This window comes from Burkholderia seminalis DSM 23518 (assembly GCF_902832885.1).
Classification (GTDB): domain Bacteria; phylum Pseudomonadota; class Gammaproteobacteria; order Burkholderiales; family Burkholderiaceae; genus Burkholderia; species Burkholderia seminalis.
Map to the genome: position 1 here is coordinate 139,733 of NZ_CADFDK010000008.1, position 19,460 is coordinate 159,192.

The window sequence follows — 19,460 nt, forward strand, 5'->3', positions numbered from 1 at the left end:
CCGCGTGGCCGCCGGAACCCGCATCAGCACTCGACGATGTTCACCGCCAGCCCGCCGCGCGACGTTTCCTTGTACTTCGTCTTCATGTCGGCGCCGGTCTCGCGCATCGTCTTGATCACGGAGTCGAGCGACACGTAGTGCGAGCCGTCGCCGCGCAGCGCCATGCGCGCCGCATTGACGGCCTTCACCGACGCCATCGCGTTGCGCTCGATGCACGGGATCTGCACCATCCCGCCGACCGGGTCGCAGGTGAGGCCGAGGTTGTGTTCCATGCCGATCTCGGCCGCGTTCTCGACCTGCTGCGGCGTGCCGCCGAGCACGGCCGCGAGCGCGCCGGCCGCCATCGAGCACGCGACACCCACTTCGCCCTGGCAGCCGACTTCCGCGCCCGAGATCGACGCGTTGAGCTTGTACAGAATGCCGATCGCGGCGGCCGTCAGCAGGAAGTCGATCACGCCTTGCTCGTTCGCGCCGGGCGTGAAGCGCGTGTAGTAGTGCAGCACGGCCGGGATGATGCCGGCCGCACCGTTGGTCGGCGCGGTGACCACGCGGCCGCCGGCCGCGTTTTCCTCGTTGACCGCGATCGCGTACAGGTTGATCCAGTCGATCATCGACAGCGGATCCTGCAGCGCGCGCTCCGGGCTGCCGGTCAGCGTGCGGTACAGCTGCGGCGCGCGGCGCTTGACCTGGAACGGGCCGGGCAGGTTGCCGTCGGCATCGGGGTTGCCGATCCCGCAGCCGCGCGACACGCACGATTGCATCACGGCCCAGATCTTCAGCAGCCCGTCGCGCGTTTCTTCCTCGGTGTGCCACGCGCGCTCGTTTTCCCACATCAGCTGCGCGATCGACTTGCCGGTCGACGCGGTCAGCGCGAGCAGCTCGGCGCCGGTGCGGAACGGGTGCGTCATCTGCTCGGCCGCGCTCAGCACCTTCGTGTTCGGCGCGCCGGCCGTCACGACGAAGCCGCCGCCGACCGACAGGTAGGTGCGCTCGACCAGTACCGCGCCGTTCGCGTCGCTCGCGCGCAGCTTCATCCCGTTCGGATGCTCGGGCAGCGCCTGGCGGTAGAACGCGATGTTCTCCTTCAGCACGAACGGCACCGGATGCGTGCCGAGCAGCGCGAGTTTCTTCGACTGGCGGACGTCTTCCAGCCGCGCGTCGATCGTGTCGGGATCGACGGTGTCGGGCGCGTCGCCGAGCAGGCCGAGCATCACGCCGCGGTCGGTGCCGTGGCCCTTGCCGGTCGCGCCGAGCGAGCCGTACAGCTCGACCTTCACGTGGGCCGTCGCGTCGAGCAGCCCGTCGCGCTCGAGGCCCTGGACGAACATCAGCGCCGCGCGCATCGGCCCGACCGTGTGCGAACTGGACGGACCGATGCCGATCTTGAAGAGGTCAAACACGCTGACTGCCATTTCGATACCTGCCTTGCTTTAAGAGTAGTGCTAGCGCGCCTGCAATGGCAGGCACGCGGCGAGCCATGCGGGCGGCGTTGGGGAAAGCTGCTGCGCGACGCGGGCATAGCGCCCGTCGAGCCGCGCGGCCAGATGGAAGAGTTCGGTGGCGTTTTTCGGGTCCCACTGCCCCGTATAGCCCGGCAAGCCGGCCTCGCGGCGCTTCGCGTCGAACGGCACCGGCGAATTCACGAATTCCTCGTGGGTCTTCTCGCCGAGCGCGTACGGCACGAGCCAGTCGAGCGCCGCCGCGAGCGTCGCGCCGTTCGCGCCGCGTTCGCGCAGCCAGTTGCGGTTGAAGCGGCGCGCGGCGAGCGCGGCCGTCACCAGCGGCTGCAGGTCGTAGACCGCGTAATGCAGCGCATCGCGTTCCTCGAAGTCCCATGTCTTGCCGTCCGGGCCGATGTTGTCGGCGAGATGCTCGACGAACAGCCGTTGCGCGGCGTTCATCATCTTGCGGTCGCCGAGCGTGAACGCGGACAGCGCGATCAGCTTGATCCGGTGGCTCTGCCAGTTGTTGCGCCAGGTGCCGGTGAGCGGGCGCTTCTGCGCGTCGATCTGCGCGACGTAGCCGGCGCCGAGCTTCGCGATGAACGCGGCCGTCGCGTTGCGCGTTTTTACCGGCAGCGCGCTCGCGGTCATGTCGTACGCGACGATCAGGCTCTCGAAGCGCGTTTCGTCGATCGGATTGAAGCTCGGCTGGTAGGTCGAGACCCACGCGGACAGGAAGCGGTCGACGAGCTGCAGGTAGCGCGGCGCGTTCGTCACGCGCCACGCGAGCGCCGCGTCGCGCATCAGGTCCATGTCCTTCAGCGCGGCCGCACTCTGGTCGTAGATGCCTTCGTGCGGCAGCGTGCCCTCGGTGTGCACGCGCGCCATCGCCTTCGGCTGCTCGCCGATGCGCGCGTCGACGCTGCGGATCAGCGCCTGCACGCCCGGCTCGGCCTGCGTCGTCTCGCTCGCCTGCAGCGCCGGCGCCGCGCAGAAATTCATCGCCGCGCGCGCGCCGCCGGACGCGCCGAGGCCGGCGGCGGCAAGCGACAGCGAGGCGACGAGCATCGGCACGAAACGACCGGCACGCGCGTGCGGCCGCGTCCTGTTTGCACCATGGCCCGGAAACATCGGACGCACCATGCGGAACTCCTTCATTGGCTGGATCGCGTGTGATGTTAGCCGGATTGGCGGGGGAACGTGAACCGGTTCGCCCGGCGAACGCAAAAACCGCACGCAACCCCGGGTTGCGTGCGGTGCGGTCATCGTCGGGCGGCGCCGGGGCTGGCGTGCGTTACGCGTATTCCGACATCGGCACGCACGAGCAGAACAGGTTGCGGTCGCCGTACGCGTTGTCCGCGCGGCCGACCGGCGGCCAGTACTTGTTCGTGCCGAGCGACGCGACCGGGTACGCAGCCTGCTCGCGCGAGTACGCGTGCGGCCATTCGTTCGCGGTGACGACGGCCGCCGTATGCGGCGCGTGACGCAGCGGGTTGTCCTCGCGATCGGCGCGACCTTCCTCGACCGCGCGGATTTCCTCGCGGATCGCGATCATCGCGGCGATGAAGCGGTCGAGTTCTTCCTGCGATTCCGATTCGGTCGGCTCGACCATCAGCGTGCCCGGCACCGGGAAGCTCATCGTCGGCGCGTGGAAGCCGTAGTCCATCAGGCGCTTCGCGACGTCGTCGACGCTGATGCCGCTCGACTCCTTGATCGGGCGCAGGTCGAGAATGCACTCGTGCGCGACCAGCCCGCCCGGGCCCGAATACAGCACCGGGTAGTGGGGCGCGAGGCGCTTCGCGATGTAGTTCGCGTTGAGGATCGCGGTTTCCGTCGCGGCGGTCAGGTTCTTCGCGCCCATCATCGCGATGTACATCCACGAGATCGGCAGGATCGACGCCGAGCCGTACGGGGCGGCCGACACCGCGCCGATGCCTTCCTCGCCGCGCGCATAGCCGGTCGAACGCTGGTTCGGCAGGAACTTCGCGAGGTGCGCGCCGACCGCGACCGGGCCGACGCCCGGGCCGCCGCCGCCGTGCGGGATGCAGAAGGTCTTGTGCAGGTTCAGGTGCGACACGTCGCCGCCGAACTGGCCCGGCGCGGTCAGGCCGACCATCGCGTTCATGTTCGCGCCGTCGACGTACACCTGGCCGCCGTGCGCGTGCACGATCTCGCAGATCTCGCGGACGTTCTGCTCGAACACGCCGTGCGTCGACGGATACGTGATCATGATCGCCGCGAGGTCCTTCGAATGTGCTTCGGCCTTCGCCTTCAGGTCGGCGATGTCGACGTTGCCCTGCGCGTCGCAGGCGACGACCGCGACCTTCATGCCGGCCATGTGCGCCGACGCCGGGTTCGTGCCGTGCGCGGATGCCGGGATCAGGCACACGTCGCGATGCGCTTCGCCGCGCGATGCGTGGTACGCGTGGATGATCAGCAGGCCCGCGTACTCGCCCTGCGAGCCGGCGTTCGGTTGCAGCGACACGGCCGCGTAGCCGGTGGCCGCGACAAGCATCTGCTCGAGCTGGTCGATCATCTCGCGGTAGCCGACGGTTTGCTCGGCCGGTGCGAACGGATGGATGCCGCCGAACTCGGGCCACGTGACGGGCAGCATTTCCGACGTCGCGTTCAGCTTCATCGTGCACGAGCCGAGCGGGATCATCGAGCGGTCGAGCGCGAGATCCTTGTCCGACAGGCTGCGCAGGTAGCGCAGCATTTCGGTTTCGGAATGGTGGCGGTTGAACACGTGGTGCGTCAGGTACGCGCTCGTGCGCTCGAGGCCGGCCGGCAGCGCGGCGACGCCGGCGAGGCCCGCGTCCAGCGCGTCGACGGCCGGTGCGGTGCCGCCCGCGGCCTGCGCGAACACGTCGAGCAGGTCGGCGAGGTCGTCGCGCGTCGTGGTTTCGTCGACCGACACGCCGACTTGCGTGTCGCTCACGCGGCGCAGGTTGATGCGCTTGGCTTTCGCGAATTCATGGACCTGCGCGGTGCGCGCGCCGGTGTCGACCGTCAGCGTGTCGAAGAACGTGTCGTTGACGGTCGCGAAGCCGAGCTGCTTCACGCCGGCGGCAAAGAGCGCCGCGATGCGGTTCACGCGCAGCGCGATCGTCTTCAGGCCGTGCGGGCCGTGGTAGACCGCGTACATGCTGGCCATGATCGCGAGCAGCGCCTGCGCGGTACACACGTTCGACGTCGCCTTCTCGCGGCGGATGTGCTGTTCGCGCGTCTGCAGCGCGAGGCGCAGCGCGGGCTTGCCCTGTGCGTCGACCGTCACGCCGACGAGGCGGCCCGGCATCTGGCGCTTGAATTCGTCGCGCACCGCGAGATAGGCGGCGTGCGGGCCGCCGAAGCCCATCGGCACGCCGAAGCGCTGCGTGTTGCCGATCGCGACGTCCGCGCCCCATTCGCCGGGCGGCGTCAGCACGGTCAGCGCGAGCAGGTCGGCCGCGACGACCACGTGGCCGCCGGCCGCATGGATCGCTTCGGTGAGCGCGCGGTAGTCGCGCACGTCGCCGTTCACGCCCGGGTATTGCAGCAGCACGCCGAATGCGTTCGCCTGCGCCGCGTCGGCGGCCGGGCCCGTCCTGACCTCGATGCCGACCGGCAGCGCGCGCGTGCGGATCACTTCGAGCGTTTGCGGCAGCACGTCGTCGGCGACGTAGAACACGTTCGACGCCGGCTTGCCGGTGCGCTGCAGCAGCGTCATCGCTTCGGCCGCGGCGGTCGCTTCATCGAGCAGCGACGCGTTCGAGATCGCGAGGCCCGTCAGGTCGGCGACCATCTGCTGGAAGTTCAGGAGCGCCTCGAGGCGGCCCTGGGAAATTTCAGGCTGGTACGGCGTGTAGGCCGTGTACCACGCCGGGTTTTCGAGCACGTTGCGCAGGATCACGGCCGGCGTGTGCGTGTCGTGGTAACCCTGACCGATATACGAGCGGAACACCTGGTTCTTGTCCGCGAGAACCCGCAGCGCGGCGAGCGCTTCGGCCTCGCTCTTCGGCTGCGCGAACGGGCCGAGCGGCAGCGTTTCGGCGCGGCGGATCGAGGCCGGGATCACGGCCTCGATCAGGGCGGCGCGCGACGCGAAGCCGAGCGTGTCGAGCATGGCCTGCTGGCTGGCGGCGTCGGGGCCGATGTGGCGTTCGGCGAACGCGTCGTGCGTTTCGAGCGCGGCGAGCGAGAGGGGCGTGCGGTTCATCAGGCGGTCCGGGTGTTCGAGCTTCATGGCGTGACTCTGGTCCCGCGCGGGCCGAGGCCGGCGCCACGCGGTTCGGGTAGGGAAATTAGTCGATCAGCTTGCCGTAGGCGGCTGCGTCGATCAGCTTGTCGGTCGATGCGCCGGCCGCGAGCTTGATCTTGAAGAGCCACACGCCGTACGCGTCGCTGTTCACTGCTTCCGGTGCGTCGGTGGCTTCTTCGTTGATGGCGATGATTTCGCCGGACACCGGCGAGTAGATGTCGGATGCCGCCTTCACCGACTCGACGACGCCGACGGCATCGCCTTCCTTCACTTGCTTGCCGACTGCCGGCAGTTCGAGGAACACGATGTCGCCAAGCGTGTTCTGCGCGTGATCGGTGATGCCGACCGTCAGCGTGCCGTCTGCCTCGGTGCGGATCCACTCGTGTTCGTCGGTGTATTTCAGCTCGGCCGGGACGTTGCTCATCGGTTGCTCCTGGATAAAAGGGTGTGATTCGTTCTTCTGGCGCGCCGCCATGGCACGCCGGGTAGGGTTGCGCCGGGCGCCATCTCCCGGCTTACCGGGAGGCACGCCTCCCGGCCGTTACGCAGCGAGGACCTTGCCGTTGCGTACGAACGGCAGTTTTACCACGCGCGCGGGAAGATTCTTGTCTCGAATTTGCACCTGGATCAGGTCGCCGATCTGGACGGCGGCCGGCACGCGCGCGAACGCGATCGATTCCTGCATCGACGGCGAGAACGTGCCGCTCGTGATCTCGCCTTCGCCGTGCGGCGTGACGACCTTCTGGTGCGCGCGCAGCACGCCGCCCGCCTTGCCGTTTTCCTTCTGCAGGATCAGGCCGACGAACGCGGCGCGCGTGCCGTTGGCTTCCAGTGCGGCGCGGCCGACGAAGTCGCGCGGCGCGCTGAGGTCGACCGTCCACGCGAGGCCCGCGTCGAGCGGGGAGACGGTGTCGTCCATGTCCTGGCCGTACAGGTTCATGCCGGCCTCCAGGCGCAGCGTGTCGCGCGCGCCGAGCCCGCACGGACGCACGCCGTTTTGCTGCAGCGCGGCCCACAGCGCTTCGACGTGCACGGCCGGGACGATCACTTCGAAACCGTCTTCACCGGTATAGCCGGTGCGGGCGATGGTGAGGTCGCCGAACGGCGTGCCGGCGACCTGCGCGGCGTTGAACGGCTTCAGCTCGCTGGTCGCGGCGCGTGCGGAAGGCACCGTCGTCCACACCTTTTCGCGCGCGTTCGGGCCCTGTACGGCGACGATCGCGAAGTCGCGGCGCGGCGCGATCGTGAGACCGAAGCCGCCTTGCTCGTTCAGCTGGTTGAACCACGCGATGTCTTTCTCGGCCGTGCCGGCATTGACGACGACGCGGAAGAATTCCTCGGTGAAGTAATAGACGATCAGGTCGTCGATGACGCCGCCCTGCGGGTTGAGCAGGCACGAGTAAAGCGCCTTGCCGGGCGTCTTGAGCTTGCCGACGTTGTTTGCGATCGCGTGCTCGAAGAACGCGCGCACGCGGCTGCCGGTGAAATCGATCACGCACATGTGCGACACGTCGAACATGCCGGCGTCGGTGCGCACGGCTGCGTGTTCTTCGATCTGCGAGCCGTAGTTGACGGGCATGTCCCAGCCGCCGAAGTCGACCATGCGGGCATTGAGCGCGCGGTGCGCGGCGTTGAGCGGGGTGTGTTTCAGTGCAGTCATCGAGGCCTCAGGCAAGGCGCTTGCGCGCGGATCAGAACGGCCATGTGCCGACCGCCGCGGCCGATGGCCCGAGCGATCCGGTACATGCCCCTCTGTCCTCGATACCTGAGAGATTGCGCGGCGGGCAAAGCCCGGCCGGCGCGCGCCCCTTCGGTGGGCAGCCTGCCCGCGCAACCAGTGCGCTGCGGGCTACTGCCGCTCTCCAGAGTGCGGGGAGCGTATGGCCCGCGCAGTGCGCGGACGCGATTCCCCGACGCGGTCGGTCCTTTTGCCTGAGAGTTTGCGGGTGTGCCCCTTCGGCGGCGCAACCGGTGTCGAAACCACCCGGTTACACGCTCTCCCGACGCGTGCGGGCGACTGTACGCGAGCAGATGGGCATTGTCAATTTGGGCAAAATAATGTCGCTTCGCGACAAGCGGCGGCGTGAGGGGCCGCCGCTTTCGCCGACACCGGGAAGGGGCGGCGCTGCCGGGATTACTCGCCGATCGCGCGTGCGGCGGTGTCGAGTTCCTGGTTCAGCACGCGCTGCTCGTCGCCGGACAGGCCGCCGTTGTGCTGGGCCGACATGTCGTTCGCTTCCTGGCGGATCACGTCGAGGCGGTGGTGCAGCTGCGCGCCGTACGGCGGCGGGTAGTAGCCGTTGTTGACCCGCGCGTCGATCCGGCGGTGCAGGTTGTCGATCCGGCCCTGGACCTCCTGCATGCGGTCGTTCGCGACGACCTGCGGATTCGGTCGCGGCGGAGGCGGCGGTGCCTGTCGGACCGGTCGCTGCGGCTGCACGATACAGGCCGCGAGCGTGGAAACCAGGACGCAGCATGCCGCTGCGCGAATCAACCGTTGCATCACATTCTCCTGACGGTTTGGTGTCGGATCGACTTTTTGAGAAACGCGTCAGACCGGATGACCGCTGACTTTCGTTCCCGCACCATTTGTAACGGAATGTTCCGGACCGTGCCGGCGGGGCGGCCCGCGCAGGGCCGCTGCCCGCGAACGACGCGGGAGGGCGGCTGCGGCCGGGCAGGCGCCGGCCCGGCCGGTGGCCCGTCAGATGGCGCGGCGCACGAATGGTACCCGGCGGCCGTCGTGCTCGCTTTGCGCGGCAAGCTCGATGACGGTCATCACGTCGACGGCGTCCTGCGCGGTGACGGGGAACGGCGCGCCGTCGCGGATCGACGCCGCGAGCGCGCGGTAGAACTCAGCGTACTGGCCGTCGAGGGTCGGGATCGGGCGCTCGACCTCGACGTCGCCGTCGAGCACGCGCAGCAGGCCGGGCGGGTTGCCGCCGCCGAATTCGACGTCGTCCGCGGTGAGGCCGGCCTTGAGCTGGTCTTCCTGCGTGTCGAGCCCGAACTTCTGGTAGCTGCCGCGCGTGCCGTGCAGCGTGAAGCGCGCGGGCTCGATCGCCGACAGCGCGCTCGCATGCAGCGCGACCTCCTTGTCCGGATAACCGAGCAGCAGGTGGACGAAATCGGGCGCGGTGCCATCGTCGCGGCGCGTCTTGACGGTCGCGCTCACCGTTTCCGGCAGGCCGAACAGCGCGAGCGCCTGGTCGATCAGGTGCGGGCCGAGGTCGAGCAGCAGGCCGCCGCCGCGGGCCGGTTCCTCGCGCCAGCGCGTGCGCGGCGTCGGCCGGAAACGGTCGAAGTGCGACGCGAAATAGGTGAGGCGGCCGAGCTCGCCCGATTTGACGATGTCGCGCACGGTGAGGAAATCGCCGTCCCAGCGGCGGTTGTGAAACGGCGCGAACAGCCGGCTGCGCGCGTTCGCGAGCCGCGCGAGCGCGAGCGCCTCGTCGGCGGTGAGCGTGACGGGCTTGTCGACGACCACGTGGCGGCCGGCCTCGAGCACCTGGCGTGCGAGCGTGAAGTGCGTGTCGTTCGGCGTGGCGATCACCACGCACTCGATGTCGTCGAGGCCGAGCAGCGCGTCGAGATCGGGGACCACGCGCGCGCCCGGATACGCGGCCTGCGCGCGATCGGGCTGCCCCGTCGCGATCGCGGCGACTTCAGTGCGGCCGCTCGTGGCGATCACCGGCGCGTGAAACGTCGCGCCGGCGAAACCGAAACCCATCAAACCAATCCTGAGCAATGACGACATGGCAATTCCTGGCTGCGAAGGAAACTAAAGGATGGCGCGCCGAAACGGCGCGAAGACGACCGGCTATTTTGGCATGGCGCCGCCGCTTGCACAGGCACGTTGGGCGAAATGCGCGACGCGACGCAGCACATGCGCAAGGAAGGCCGGCATTTTGCGCGAGGCCGTGCGCCGCGCGCGGCATCGCGGGCTGCCCGGCTGAGCGGTGAACGGGCGGCGTGCGGCCCACACACCGCGTCATGCGGCTGCCCGTTGCCGCACGGCCGTTGCGACCTGAGAAGCCCACGCCGCGCACGCGGCTTCACCGGGATGGAGGCCGTCGGCGGCCATCAGGTGGCGCTCGAGCGGCAGGTCGACCCGCAGGAACGTGCAGTGCTGCTGCGTGCCGGCCCAGCCGGCGAGCGCCGCATTGAGCCGCTTCGCGCGCAGCCCGAGATACCACGCGAGCGGCTGCGGCAGCGCCGGGAAGCGCTCCATCGGCGGCACCGCCGACAGGATCGCGTGCCCGACCCGGAAGCGGGCGGCGAGCAGCCGCACCAGCTCGGCCTGCTGCGCCAGCCAGCGCGCGGGCGCCACGCCGCCCGTCACGTCGTTGACGCCGAGCGACGTGACGGCCACGTCGAACGGCTCGGCCGGCTCGGCGGCGAGCCACTCGACGAGCTCCCGGGTGGTGAGGCCCGTGCGCGCGAGCAGCTTCCAGCTCACGCGGTGCGTGGCCGCCAGCGCGTGCGCCAGTTGCCCGGCGAGCGCGTCGCGCTGCGTGGCGACGCCGACGCCCGCGGCGGCCGAATCGCCGACCACCAGCACACGCAGCGGCGGGCCGTCGCCGGCCACGCCGCCGCGCGGGCCGGCCGCTTCGGGCAGCCGCGGCGTGACGCGCCGCACGTAGCACCCCTGCGCGAACAGCAGCGGGCCGAGGGCGGCGGTGGCGAACGGGTAGCCCATGAGGTCGATCCGGTGGTTGGTTCAGACGAATGAAATCGGACCGGCGCGGGTGGCGCCGGGGAGTAGGTATTGTGTCCGATCGCCGCGCGAACGGGGCCGGATTGGCCGAACGGGCAGGGACGACCGCGCCGGACGGACAGGGGGTGCCCGCCCGGCAAGCCCGCGCGGCCCCGTCCGGCGGCACGCCCGAAATGCGCGCCGCCGACGTGTTAACATGCGCGTCCTGCCCGCGTGTCCGCCTGCTTCGCCAGCCTGTCGCGCACGGCATCCTCCCGGCGTTCCGCCGTCAACCGCAACACCATCCGTCATCATGTCCGCAGGCCTCAATCCCGCCCAGAACGAAGCGGTGCGCTACCTCGACGGTCCCTGTCTCGTGCTCGCCGGCGCGGGCAGCGGCAAGACCCGCGTGATCACGCAGAAGATCGCGCACCTGATCGAAGCGAAAGGCTTCGAGCCGCGCCATATTGCCGCCGTCACGTTCACGAACAAGGCGGCCGCCGAAATGCGCGAGCGCGTGTCGAAGCTGCTCGAGGGCAAGACGCTCACCACGCCCGGCAAGGAAGGCCGCAAGGTGCCCGTCAACCAGCTCACCGTCTGCACGTTCCATTCGCTGGGCGTGCAGATCCTGCGCCAGGAGGCCGAGCACGTCGGGCTGAAGCCGCAGTTCTCGATCATGGATTCGGACGACTGCTTCGGGATGATCCAGGAGCAGCTCGGCACGACCGACAAGGGGCTGATCCGCAAGATCCAGAGCATCATCTCGCTGTGGAAGAACGGCCTGATCATGCCCGACGAGGCGATGGCGATCGCGGCGAACGAGGACGAGCACCAGGCCGCGCTGGTCTACCGCAACTACGTCGCGACGCTGCACGCGTACCAGGCGGTCGACTTCGACGACCTGATTCGCCTGCCGGCCGAGCTGTTCGCGAAGAACGAGCAGGTGCGCGACCGCTGGCAGAACAAGCTGCGCTACCTGCTGATCGACGAGTACCAGGACACCAACGCGTGCCAGTACGAGCTGCTGAAGCTGCTCGCCGGCCCGCGCGCCGCGTTCACGGCGGTCGGCGACGACGACCAGGCGATCTACGGCTGGCGCGGCGCGACGCTCGAAAACCTCGCGCAGCTCGGCAAGGATTTCCCGAAGCTGCACGTGATCAAGCTCGAGCAGAACTACCGGTCGACGGTGCGGATCCTGACCGCCGCGAACAACGTGATCGCGAACAACCCGAAGCTGTTCGAGAAGAAGCTGTGGTCCGAGCACGGGATGGGCGATTCGATCACCGTCACGCCGTGCAACGACGAGGAGCACGAGGCCGAATCGGTCGTGTTCCGGCTGTCGGCGCACAAGTTCGAGCGGCGCGCGCAGTTCCGCGACTACGCGATCCTGTACCGCGGCAACTTCCAGGCGCGCATCTTCGAGCAGGTACTGCGGCGCGAGCGGATCCCGTACGTGCTGTCGGGCGGCCAGTCGTTCTTCGACAAGGCCGAGATCAAGGATCTGTGCGCCTACCTGCGGCTGATCGCGAACGCCGACGACGATCCCGCGTTCATCCGCGCGGTCACGACGCCGCGCCGCGGGATCGGCAACACGACGCTCGAGGCGCTCGGCTCGTTCGCGGGGCAGGCGAAGGTGTCGCTGTTCGAGGCCGTGTACATGGGCGGGATCGAGGCGCGGCTGTCGGCGCGCCAGGTCGAGCCGTTGCGGATGTTCTGCGACTTCATCCAGCGCCTGACCGAGCGCGCGGACAAGGAGCCCGCGACCGTCGTGCTCGACGACATGATGGAGGCGATCCACTACGAGGCGTACCTGTACGACGCGTTCGACGAGCGGCAGGCGCAGTCGAAGTGGCAGAACGTGCTCGAATTTCTGGAATGGCTGAAGCGCAAGGGCACCAAGCCCGAGACGGAAGCCGTCGACGGCGAGGCCGAAGGCTTCCACAACGCGGACGGGCTCGCCGATACGGGCAAGAACCTGCTCGGCCTGATCCAGACCGTCGCGCTGATGTCGATGCTCGAGGGCAAGGACGAGGATCCGGACGCGGTGCGGCTGTCGACCGTCCATGCATCGAAGGGGCTCGAGTATCCGCACGTGTTCCTGGTCGGCGTCGAGGAAGGCATCATGCCGCACCGCGGCGGCAGCGAGGACGACGGCCCGATCGACAGCGAGCGGATCGAGGAGGAGCGCCGGCTGATGTACGTCGCGATCACGCGCGCGCAGCGCAGCCTGCACCTGAACTGGTGCAAGAAGCGCAAGCGGGCCCGCGAGACGGTCGTGTGCGAGCCGTCGCGTTTCATCCCGGAGATGGGGCTCGACGAAGCGCCGCCGCCGACGCCGGAAGAAGCGCCGATGTCGCCGAAGGACCGGCTCGCGAGCCTGAAGGCGCTGCTGCAGAAGTAATGCGGTAGTCCGGCGGACCGGAAAGACAAAACCCCCGCGATGCGTGTGCGTCGCGGGGGTTTTTTACGGATGGCCCGGCGCGATTACTTCGACGCGTTGACCATGTAGTCGACGGCCGCCTTCACGTCGGCGTCCGACGCGGTCGACCCGCCCTTCGGCGGCATCGCGCCCTTGCCGTGCAGCGCGTAGTTGTAGACCGTGTCCATCGAGTCCTTCAGGCGCGGCGCCCAGTCCTCCTTGCTGCCGAACTTCGGTGCGCCGAGCACGCCGGCCGCGTGACAGGCTTGGCAGGTCGACGTGTACAGCGCCTTGCCGGCCGTTGCCGCGTCGGCGCTGGCCGGCGCGGCCGCGGGTTTTTCGCCGGCCTTCGGAATCGCGGCGATCGCGGCCATGGCGGCGGCGGCCTGCGCGTTCGACGCGTCGGCGCCCGATGCGGCGGCGCCGGCGGCGGGCGCGGCATTGGCAGCCGGAGCGGCCGGTTCGGGGAAGTTCGCGCCGTCGTTGTTCGCCATGTAGACGATCGCGCGGGCGATTTCATAGTCGCTGACGTCGTCGGGGCTCGTGCCGCCGCGCGGCGGCATCGCGCCCTTGCCGGCGAGGGCCGTCTTCAGCAGCGTGTCGAAGCCTTGCGAGATGCGCGGCGCCCAGTCGTCCTTGTTGCCGAACTTCGGTGCGCCGGCGGCGCCGGTGCCGTGACAGGTCACGCAGACTGCCTTGTAGACCGCCTCGCCGGTCTTGTACGTGCGGGGCGCGTTGGCGTCCTTCACGTCGACCTTCGCGAGTGGCGCGATGCGCGCGGCGACCTGCTCGTCGGACAGCGCATCCGTGCCGGCGCCGGAACGGAACGCATGGTTCGCATAGTTGGCGAACAGGACGATCAGGATGATCGGAATCGCGAACGACGCGATGATGACGGCAATCAGCTGCCCGGGGGTTTTGACGGGAGATTCGTGGGGTGCTTCGCTCATGCTTGCCTCGTCTCCATGAATAGGAATTGTGAGCGCGGTGCAACGGCAAAATGGCAGTCCAATGAAGCACGGACGATTATAGACGGAACGTTTACATCACGGCGAGCGATGCGATGGCGCGTGTTTACCCGCACGCAGCAAGGCCCGGCGGCCATTCGGCGGGTAAGGTGGACGCGTCATGGGAAACCGGGTATCCTTGCCGTCTTGCCAAACGTGGGCGGCCTGTATATGGGGTCGCTTCACTGTCTCACGCGCCCGTAGCTCAATGGATAGAGTACTGCCCTCCGAAGGCAGGGGTTGCTGGTTCGATCCCAGCCGGGCGCGCCAAGCCTGTTCAGGCTCTCAGCGGTTTTCCCCCTTTGTCGTGCAGCCGCGTTGCAGCTGAATTGCAGCGGGCACCGGCGTCGGTTCAGACGTCAACGGCGCGACCCATTGCGCCAGGTGGTCGGCCGACAGGTGTGCATACCGCTGCACCATTTCCATCGTTTCCCATCCGCCCAGTTCCTTGAGCACCTGAAGCGGCGTGCCGCGCTGCACGTGCCAGCTTGCCCAGGTGTGGCGCAGGTCGTGCCAGCGGAAGTCGCACAGACCGGCGCGCTGCAACGCCTTGGCCCATGCCGCCGTGGCCGTCTGGTAGACCGGTTTGCCGTGATAGACGAACACGCTGTCCACGCATTCCGGCAACCGCGGGTTCGCGCGCTGGCGGCGCAGCACGGCGATCGCGGTGTCCGACAGCGGCACGGTGATCGCCTTTCGCGCCTTCGCCTGATCCGGATGGATCCAGGCGACGCGACGCGCGAGGTCGATTTGTGACCATTGGAGCCCCGTCACATTGGAACGGCGCAAGCCGGTCTCGAGACTGAAGCGCGCCATGTCGGCGAGATGCGCGGGCAACTCGGCGAGCAATCGCTCGGCCTCGACCGGCGTCAGCCAGCGGATGCGTTTCGAGACGACCTTCGCGCGCTTCGTGACGGGGGCACGCGCCAGCCATTCCCATTCGACGGCCGCGTTCAGCACGGCTTTCAGCACGCCGATCACGCGGCGCACGGTGGCGTCGCTGACGGCCCGGCCTGTTTCGACGACACCGTGCCGCGTGCGCACCGTACGCGGCTCCTGACGTTTGGCGAGCGCGATCGCATCGATGCGGCCGCGGTCGATATCGGCGAGTGCGACGCCGGACAGGTGCCGGTCGAGCCAGCGCAGATGGATCTTCGACGTTTCCAGGCTCGCGAGGCCCGATCGCTCGCCGACATAGCGGATGACCGCGTCGTTCCACGAATGGCGTGGCTTCGTCCCGAGCCGAGCCTGGTTCCACAGGTCGACCTTCAACCGGTCGTGGAATTCCTGGGCCTGCGCTTTGTCGCGGGTGCCAGTGCTTCCCTGTATCGGCGTTCCGCCGCCAGGGGGGTACAGCTTGTATTGCCAGTTCGGGCTGGTTTTCCGCTTGTAGAGCGACATGGGTTCGCTTCCTCTTGCTGATTGTTTTGCGTGACGCGCGGGAGCCATTCCCCGGCGAGGTAGCGCTGCAGCGCAACGATGGAAAAGATCCAGCGCTTGCCGACCTTGCGGCCGGGTAGCGCGCCGGCCTTGGCCTTCAGGCGCACCGTTTCGGGATGCGCGCCGAGCAAGGCCGCCGCGCCGGACAGGTCGACGGTCGCCGGATTCGCGTCGTCGGCAGGCCGCGCGCCGGGTGGGCATGCAGCGCAACTCGTGGAGTGATGGGTCGCGTGTGAACGGTGCATAACACGTTGATATTCAAGGGTTTGGTTTGCCATCGGTCGCCATCATTCACACGTGGCGGCGGCACGGAACCCGTGGCACGAAATTGCGCCGTCGATCGCGACCGATGGCATCGCGTGTCCGACTCGTGGCGCGCGATTGCGGCCGGCCGTTGCGCCTTCCCGGTGCTCTTTCTTCTTTCTCTTCAATGAGTTGAAGAGAGAGAAAGAGGAGGGTGTGGCGGTTGGCGGGCAAACCGGACTCGTGGCAAAAACGGCACGACACGTGGCGAATCCGGGCAGATGCGCGGCGGCAGTTTCTTCAAGAATCAAGGACTTGAGAGCCGGCACCCCTGGCAACCGCGACTCGCGTGCGCTGCGTGACCGCTTCCCGCGACCCGCGCCGCGCGCCAGCCGGTATGCTGAATCGCGGCTCATGCGCGGCCTCCGTGCAGCGCGTCGGTCGCCAGGTCCTCGCGCACCGACACGTGCAGGCCGAATGCCGCCAGGCGCTCGAGCGACACCGGCGTGAGATACGGCACGCGGCGCATGTAGATGCGGCGCTCGACCTCCTTCTCGCCGACCACGACACCGGCGTGCTTGAGCTGCGCCTTGAACACGCGATCGGACTTCACGGGCAGGCCGTTCCACTTGTCGCGCAGCGCGCTCGTGTGCGCGAGGTGATCCATTACGTGCCCGGTGCGCAGCAGCAGGCAGAATTCGCCGTCGACGGTGTCGAACGTGTACGGATGCTTGTAGTTGCCACCGTCGATTTCCGACAGCACCGTCTCCATGATCCAGACCCACGGCTCGCGGTCGGCGCTCGTTTCGGCGACGTGGCCGTTCATCTCGGCGAGCAGGTCGCGCGGGAAATCGCCTTCGCTCGGGTCCATGCCGGCGAACTCGCACAGGTAGCGCCAGGCCAGCCCGACCGCCGCGTAGTTGCCGGCCATGCGCCGTGCACCGTCGTCCTCGCCGCTGGCGCGGCAGCCGGCAAGTGCCTTGTCGCGCAACGTTGCGTACTGGTCCAGTGCCGCGCGCCGGTCGAGCCCGGTCAGGAATTCGAGCCATTGCCGCAGCGGGAAGCGCGGCAGGTCGTCAGGCAGGAGCGGCCCGCGCTTGCCGGTCAGTGTCGTGCGCACGAGCTTGCCGAGCAGGCTGCGCACCGGCACGTCCTCGCCGGCGAGCATCACGGGGGCGCACAGCAGGTATTCGGTCATGTCGGTGCCGCGCCGCGTCACCGTGTATTGATAGTTCTCCTGCAGCAACCCGACCGCCTTGTCGATCACATCCTGCCGGCGCGCCGACAGTTCTTCCCAGCCGACCGGGTGGCTCGTGTGGCTGATGCTGGTCAGCAGCCGGAATTCGGTCTGCAGCGACTGCCCCGAGAACATCGTGAACGCGAGCGAGCGCTCGAGGCGCTTGATGAGCGTCGACTTGCCCGCGCCCTTGTTCGCCTGGATCGTCAGGTGCGGCCAGAAGCCGAGCAGCGCTTTCAGATGGCCGCCGAGCGCCCACACGAGCGGGATCGTCGCGGCGTTCTGCCGGAACGTCGTCTGGTAGGCCGAGATCACGCGGCGCGCGTCGCTCACCGGGCCGCCGGGGAACGTCAGGTTGTGATACGGGCACTGCTTGTCCGCTTCGGTGAAGTAGCAGTCGGGGCCTTCGTTGACGATCAGCCGGCCGTCGCGCCACGCGAGCCCGACGAAGTTCGCGGCGCGGCGCGCACCCAGGTCGGCGCCGCGCTCGAGGATGTTCACCATCCGCTTGAACGGTGCCGGCGCCCAGATCGGGCCGAACTTGCCCCATTGGTCGACGTTGTGCAGCTGGTCGTCGAGCATCACGCGGCGGATCAGCTGCGCACCGTGCCGCGGCGCCTGCACCGACACCGCGAAGTAGACGGTGGGCGCCTGGTCGGCGTCGCCCGTCATCGTCGACGTCGCGCTCGCGACGGCCACGCGGCTGATGCCGGCGATGCGAAAGCCGCACAGATCCGTCATCACGGGCGTGTCGACGCCCGATTCCTCGTTGCGATCCATCTTGGTGATGTAGCTCGTGAAATCCGGCCGCACGCGAAACCGCCAGTACTGCGCGAAATCGTGCGGCGGCAGGAAGATGCGCGGCCGGCCGCGGCGTGACGCGTCGCCGGGCAGGCCGGCGACCAGCCAGGGTTCGAGCTGGTCGAGCGCGCGCGCCAGGTCGGTCGGGCCGCGCAGTTGCAGGTAGTCGTTCACGTCGTTGATCGGTGTGCGCGCGGTGTCGCCGTCCGCCAGATCCGCGAGCCAGTCCGACTGGTCGACCAGCACGGCGCTGATGTCGAGTGCCGTCAGCCGTTCGTGGAGCGTCCATGCGGCCTCCGGGCCGGGGCGCTGCCCGGCGCGCGGATGGCCGTCCGCGAACGGCTCGTCGTTGTCCAGGCAGATCGTGACCTGCTTGCCGCGCAGGAACGCGAAGTCGATGCGCTCGGCGTTCGCGAGGCCGCGCAGCGCGAGCGCGGCCGTGCCGGGCAACGCGCAGGTATCGATCGACAGCGCGTTGATCGCGCTCTCGACGATGACCACGCGCTTCGCGCGGTCGAGCCGGCGCGCGTCGGCGGTCCACGCATAGCCGGCCTTGTCGCCCTGCGTCTGCGTCTTGACGCCGCCGTTGAGCGCGGGATCGACGTAGCGCATGTCGACCGCGACGACACGCGCATCGCCCGGCGCGCGCACCACGAACGCGGCGGCCGGGCCGCCGTGGCCGACCTCGCCGGCGGCGATCTTCGGGCTCGTCCACGTATTGAAGCCGAGGGTGCGCGCGGCGATCGCCGCGTCGATTGCCGCAGCGGCAATGCCGCGGCCGCCGAGGTAGTCGCGCACGCGCTCGCGCTCGGCCAGGCACCGGTCCGCGATGTACTCGACGGTCGATTTCTCGCGGCGCTCCGCCGGCGCCGGCCGCTCGGACGGGAGGCCGTACGCGTCGTGCAGATAGCGCACGGCATCGGCGACGGTGCCGCCGCGCGCGTGGATCACGAGATCGATGCAGGAGCCGCCGGCGTCGGCGCTGTGATCGCGCCAGCCGGTGCCGTATTTCGGGTGGTTCGCGTAGATCGACAGCGACGGGTTGCGATCCGCGTGCTGCGGCGAGTGATAGAGCGCACGGTCGCCGCCGCGGCCGCGCTTCAGGCCGAGACGGTCCGCCAGGTCGTGCAGGTCGATGTGTCGTTTCAGTTCGTCGATCGAGGCCATCGTCGTTATTGCTGTCGTTCAGGTTGTGCGGGCTGCGCGGAAGTGGCCGCCGTGGCCGGTGACGCGACGAGCGCGCGCAGCGCGGCGGCGGATTGCGGGAAGCCGAGCGCAAGGCGGTCGGCGAGCGCCGACACGAAGCAGCCGAGCGCGAGTTGCCGTGCAACGTGGTCGGGCGCGTGGTCGAAACACGGCATGTCGGCGGCCGCCGCGATGGCCGCCCGGAGCGCGACGTCGTGCGGTGCGGGATCGGCGTAGCGGTTCATGCGCGTGCCTCCGGGCCGCGGCTCGCACGGTTCGAGATCATGAGGAATCCTTTCAATGGCAAAAACAATCCCTCGCGCCGTTCAGGCACGATGCGAGGGAAACGGGAGAAGGTGACGGGTTAGGGCGTCAGACGGGCAGCTCGAGCTGCGCGGCGAGGCGTTCGCGCACGTGCGGCGAGAGCGGCAGCTGCAACGACAGGTTCGGGATCGCGGACGGCGACAGCGTGCGCGCGAATTCCATGTTGACGACGTACGTGTGGCCGCATTCCGGATTCGAGCACTGGAACGTGATTTCGCGGAAGGTCAGCGACATTTCACGGCTGCTGCGCGCGGTGGCGCGCGTGCGGCAGTGCGGGCAGCGGTTCAGGATTCGCATGAGGGCTCACTCCGGGCTGAAGACTTCGAGCGGCCGGGCCGGGCGGGGAGCGTGCGTGCGATTCGGCTGCAGCACCGGCCGATCGGCGGATGGGCACGGGCACGCGCACGGCTCACAATCGGGGCTTCGGGC

At 68.8% G+C, this 19,460-nt stretch carries 15 protein-coding genes, 1 tRNA gene and 2 riboswitches; of the genes, 2 read left to right on the plus strand and 14 right to left on the minus strand.

The genetic code is table 11. The features are described 5' to 3' along the window. Window positions 1-23: 23 nt before the first annotated feature. The 8 genes from HWX00_RS23915 to HWX00_RS23950 all read right to left on the minus strand — a co-directional run bounded on the left by HWX00_RS23915 (window position 24) and on the right by HWX00_RS23950 (window position 10,378). Window positions 24-1,412, minus strand: coding sequence for an L-serine ammonia-lyase (locus HWX00_RS23915; RefSeq protein WP_034188139.1), 1,389 nt, complete (start codon window positions 1,410-1,412; stop codon window positions 24-26). Window positions 1,413-1,442: 30 nt separating this feature from the next. After that, complete coding sequence (locus HWX00_RS23920) at window positions 1,443-2,585, minus strand: alginate lyase family protein (protein ID WP_034188244.1); 1,143 nt, start codon at window positions 2,583-2,585, stop codon at window positions 1,443-1,445. Window positions 2,586-2,736: 151 nt separating this feature from the next. Beyond that, window positions 2,737-5,664 (minus strand): aminomethyl-transferring glycine dehydrogenase, encoded by a 2,928-nt coding sequence (gene gcvP, locus HWX00_RS23925; RefSeq protein ID WP_175029226.1) that lies wholly within the window; start codon window positions 5,662-5,664, stop codon window positions 2,737-2,739. A gap of 58 nt (window positions 5,665-5,722) precedes the next feature. Then, window positions 5,723-6,103: a glycine cleavage system protein GcvH gene (gcvH, locus tag HWX00_RS23930; protein ID WP_034188137.1), complete on the minus strand. Its 381-nt coding sequence runs from the start codon at window positions 6,101-6,103 to the stop codon at window positions 5,723-5,725. 117 nt (window positions 6,104-6,220) lie between these two features. Beyond that, complete coding sequence (gcvT, locus tag HWX00_RS23935; RefSeq protein ID WP_175029227.1) at window positions 6,221-7,339, minus strand: glycine cleavage system aminomethyltransferase GcvT; 1,119 nt, start codon at window positions 7,337-7,339, stop codon at window positions 6,221-6,223. A gap of 82 nt (window positions 7,340-7,421) precedes the next feature. Then, window positions 7,422-7,555, minus strand: a riboswitch (glycine riboswitch). Between the two features lie 34 nt (window positions 7,556-7,589). Next, window positions 7,590-7,692, minus strand: a riboswitch (glycine riboswitch). A 121-nt stretch (window positions 7,693-7,813) separates the two neighbouring features. After that, on the minus strand, window positions 7,814-8,182 hold the full coding sequence (locus tag HWX00_RS23940; RefSeq protein WP_034188135.1) for a hypothetical protein: 369 nt from the start codon (window positions 8,180-8,182) through the stop codon (window positions 7,814-7,816). A 201-nt stretch (window positions 8,183-8,383) separates the two neighbouring features. Next, window positions 8,384-9,436 (minus strand): oxidoreductase, encoded by a 1,053-nt coding sequence (locus HWX00_RS23945; RefSeq protein ID WP_175029228.1) that lies wholly within the window; start codon window positions 9,434-9,436, stop codon window positions 8,384-8,386. Window positions 9,437-9,670: 234 nt separating this feature from the next. After that, the gene (locus HWX00_RS23950; RefSeq protein ID WP_175868148.1) at window positions 9,671-10,378 is read right to left on the minus strand and encodes an SGNH/GDSL hydrolase family protein; all 708 of its coding nucleotides are present in this window, start codon (window positions 10,376-10,378) and stop codon (window positions 9,671-9,673) included. Between the two features lie 310 nt (window positions 10,379-10,688). Here HWX00_RS23950 and HWX00_RS23955 point away from each other — a divergent pair, with 310 nt between their 5' ends. Continuing rightward, the gene (locus HWX00_RS23955; RefSeq protein WP_034188132.1) at window positions 10,689-12,776 is read left to right on the plus strand and encodes a UvrD-helicase domain-containing protein; all 2,088 of its coding nucleotides are present in this window, start codon (window positions 10,689-10,691) and stop codon (window positions 12,774-12,776) included. Window positions 12,777-12,859: 83 nt separating this feature from the next. On the opposite strand, the gene HWX00_RS23960 is transcribed toward HWX00_RS23955, so the two are convergent. After that, window positions 12,860-13,744: a c-type cytochrome gene (locus HWX00_RS23960; RefSeq protein ID WP_034188131.1), complete on the minus strand. Its 885-nt coding sequence runs from the start codon at window positions 13,742-13,744 to the stop codon at window positions 12,860-12,862. A gap of 251 nt (window positions 13,745-13,995) precedes the next feature. Here HWX00_RS23960 and HWX00_RS23965 point away from each other — a divergent pair. After that, window positions 13,996-14,071, plus strand: a tRNA-Arg gene (locus HWX00_RS23965). Between the two features lie 15 nt (window positions 14,072-14,086). Here the strand turns inward: HWX00_RS23965 and HWX00_RS23970 are convergent. From HWX00_RS23970 to HWX00_RS23985, 5 genes are all read right to left on the minus strand, one after another. Further along, a complete protein-coding gene (locus tag HWX00_RS23970) occupies window positions 14,087-15,157 on the minus strand; it encodes a tyrosine-type recombinase/integrase (protein ID WP_338152894.1) in 1,071 nt (356 codons plus the stop codon). Beyond that, window positions 15,070-15,519, minus strand: coding sequence for a helix-turn-helix domain-containing protein (locus tag HWX00_RS37325; RefSeq protein ID WP_341773186.1), 450 nt, complete (start codon window positions 15,517-15,519; stop codon window positions 15,070-15,072). The genes HWX00_RS23970 and HWX00_RS37325 overlap by 88 nt, the downstream gene beginning before the upstream one ends. A 377-nt stretch (window positions 15,520-15,896) precedes the next feature. Then, window positions 15,897-18,689 carry a toprim domain-containing protein gene (locus HWX00_RS23975; RefSeq protein WP_034188130.1) on the minus strand — a complete coding sequence of 931 codons (2,793 nt, stop codon included), beginning with the start codon at window positions 18,687-18,689 and terminating at the stop codon, window positions 15,897-15,899. A gap of 5 nt (window positions 18,690-18,694) precedes the next feature. Then, the gene (locus tag HWX00_RS23980; protein ID WP_069705866.1) at window positions 18,695-18,952 is read right to left on the minus strand and encodes a hypothetical protein; all 258 of its coding nucleotides are present in this window, start codon (window positions 18,950-18,952) and stop codon (window positions 18,695-18,697) included. Between the two features lie 127 nt (window positions 18,953-19,079). Next, complete coding sequence (locus tag HWX00_RS23985; protein WP_006485448.1) at window positions 19,080-19,328, minus strand: Ogr/Delta-like zinc finger protein; 249 nt, start codon at window positions 19,326-19,328, stop codon at window positions 19,080-19,082. Window positions 19,329-19,460 lie beyond the last annotated feature (132 nt).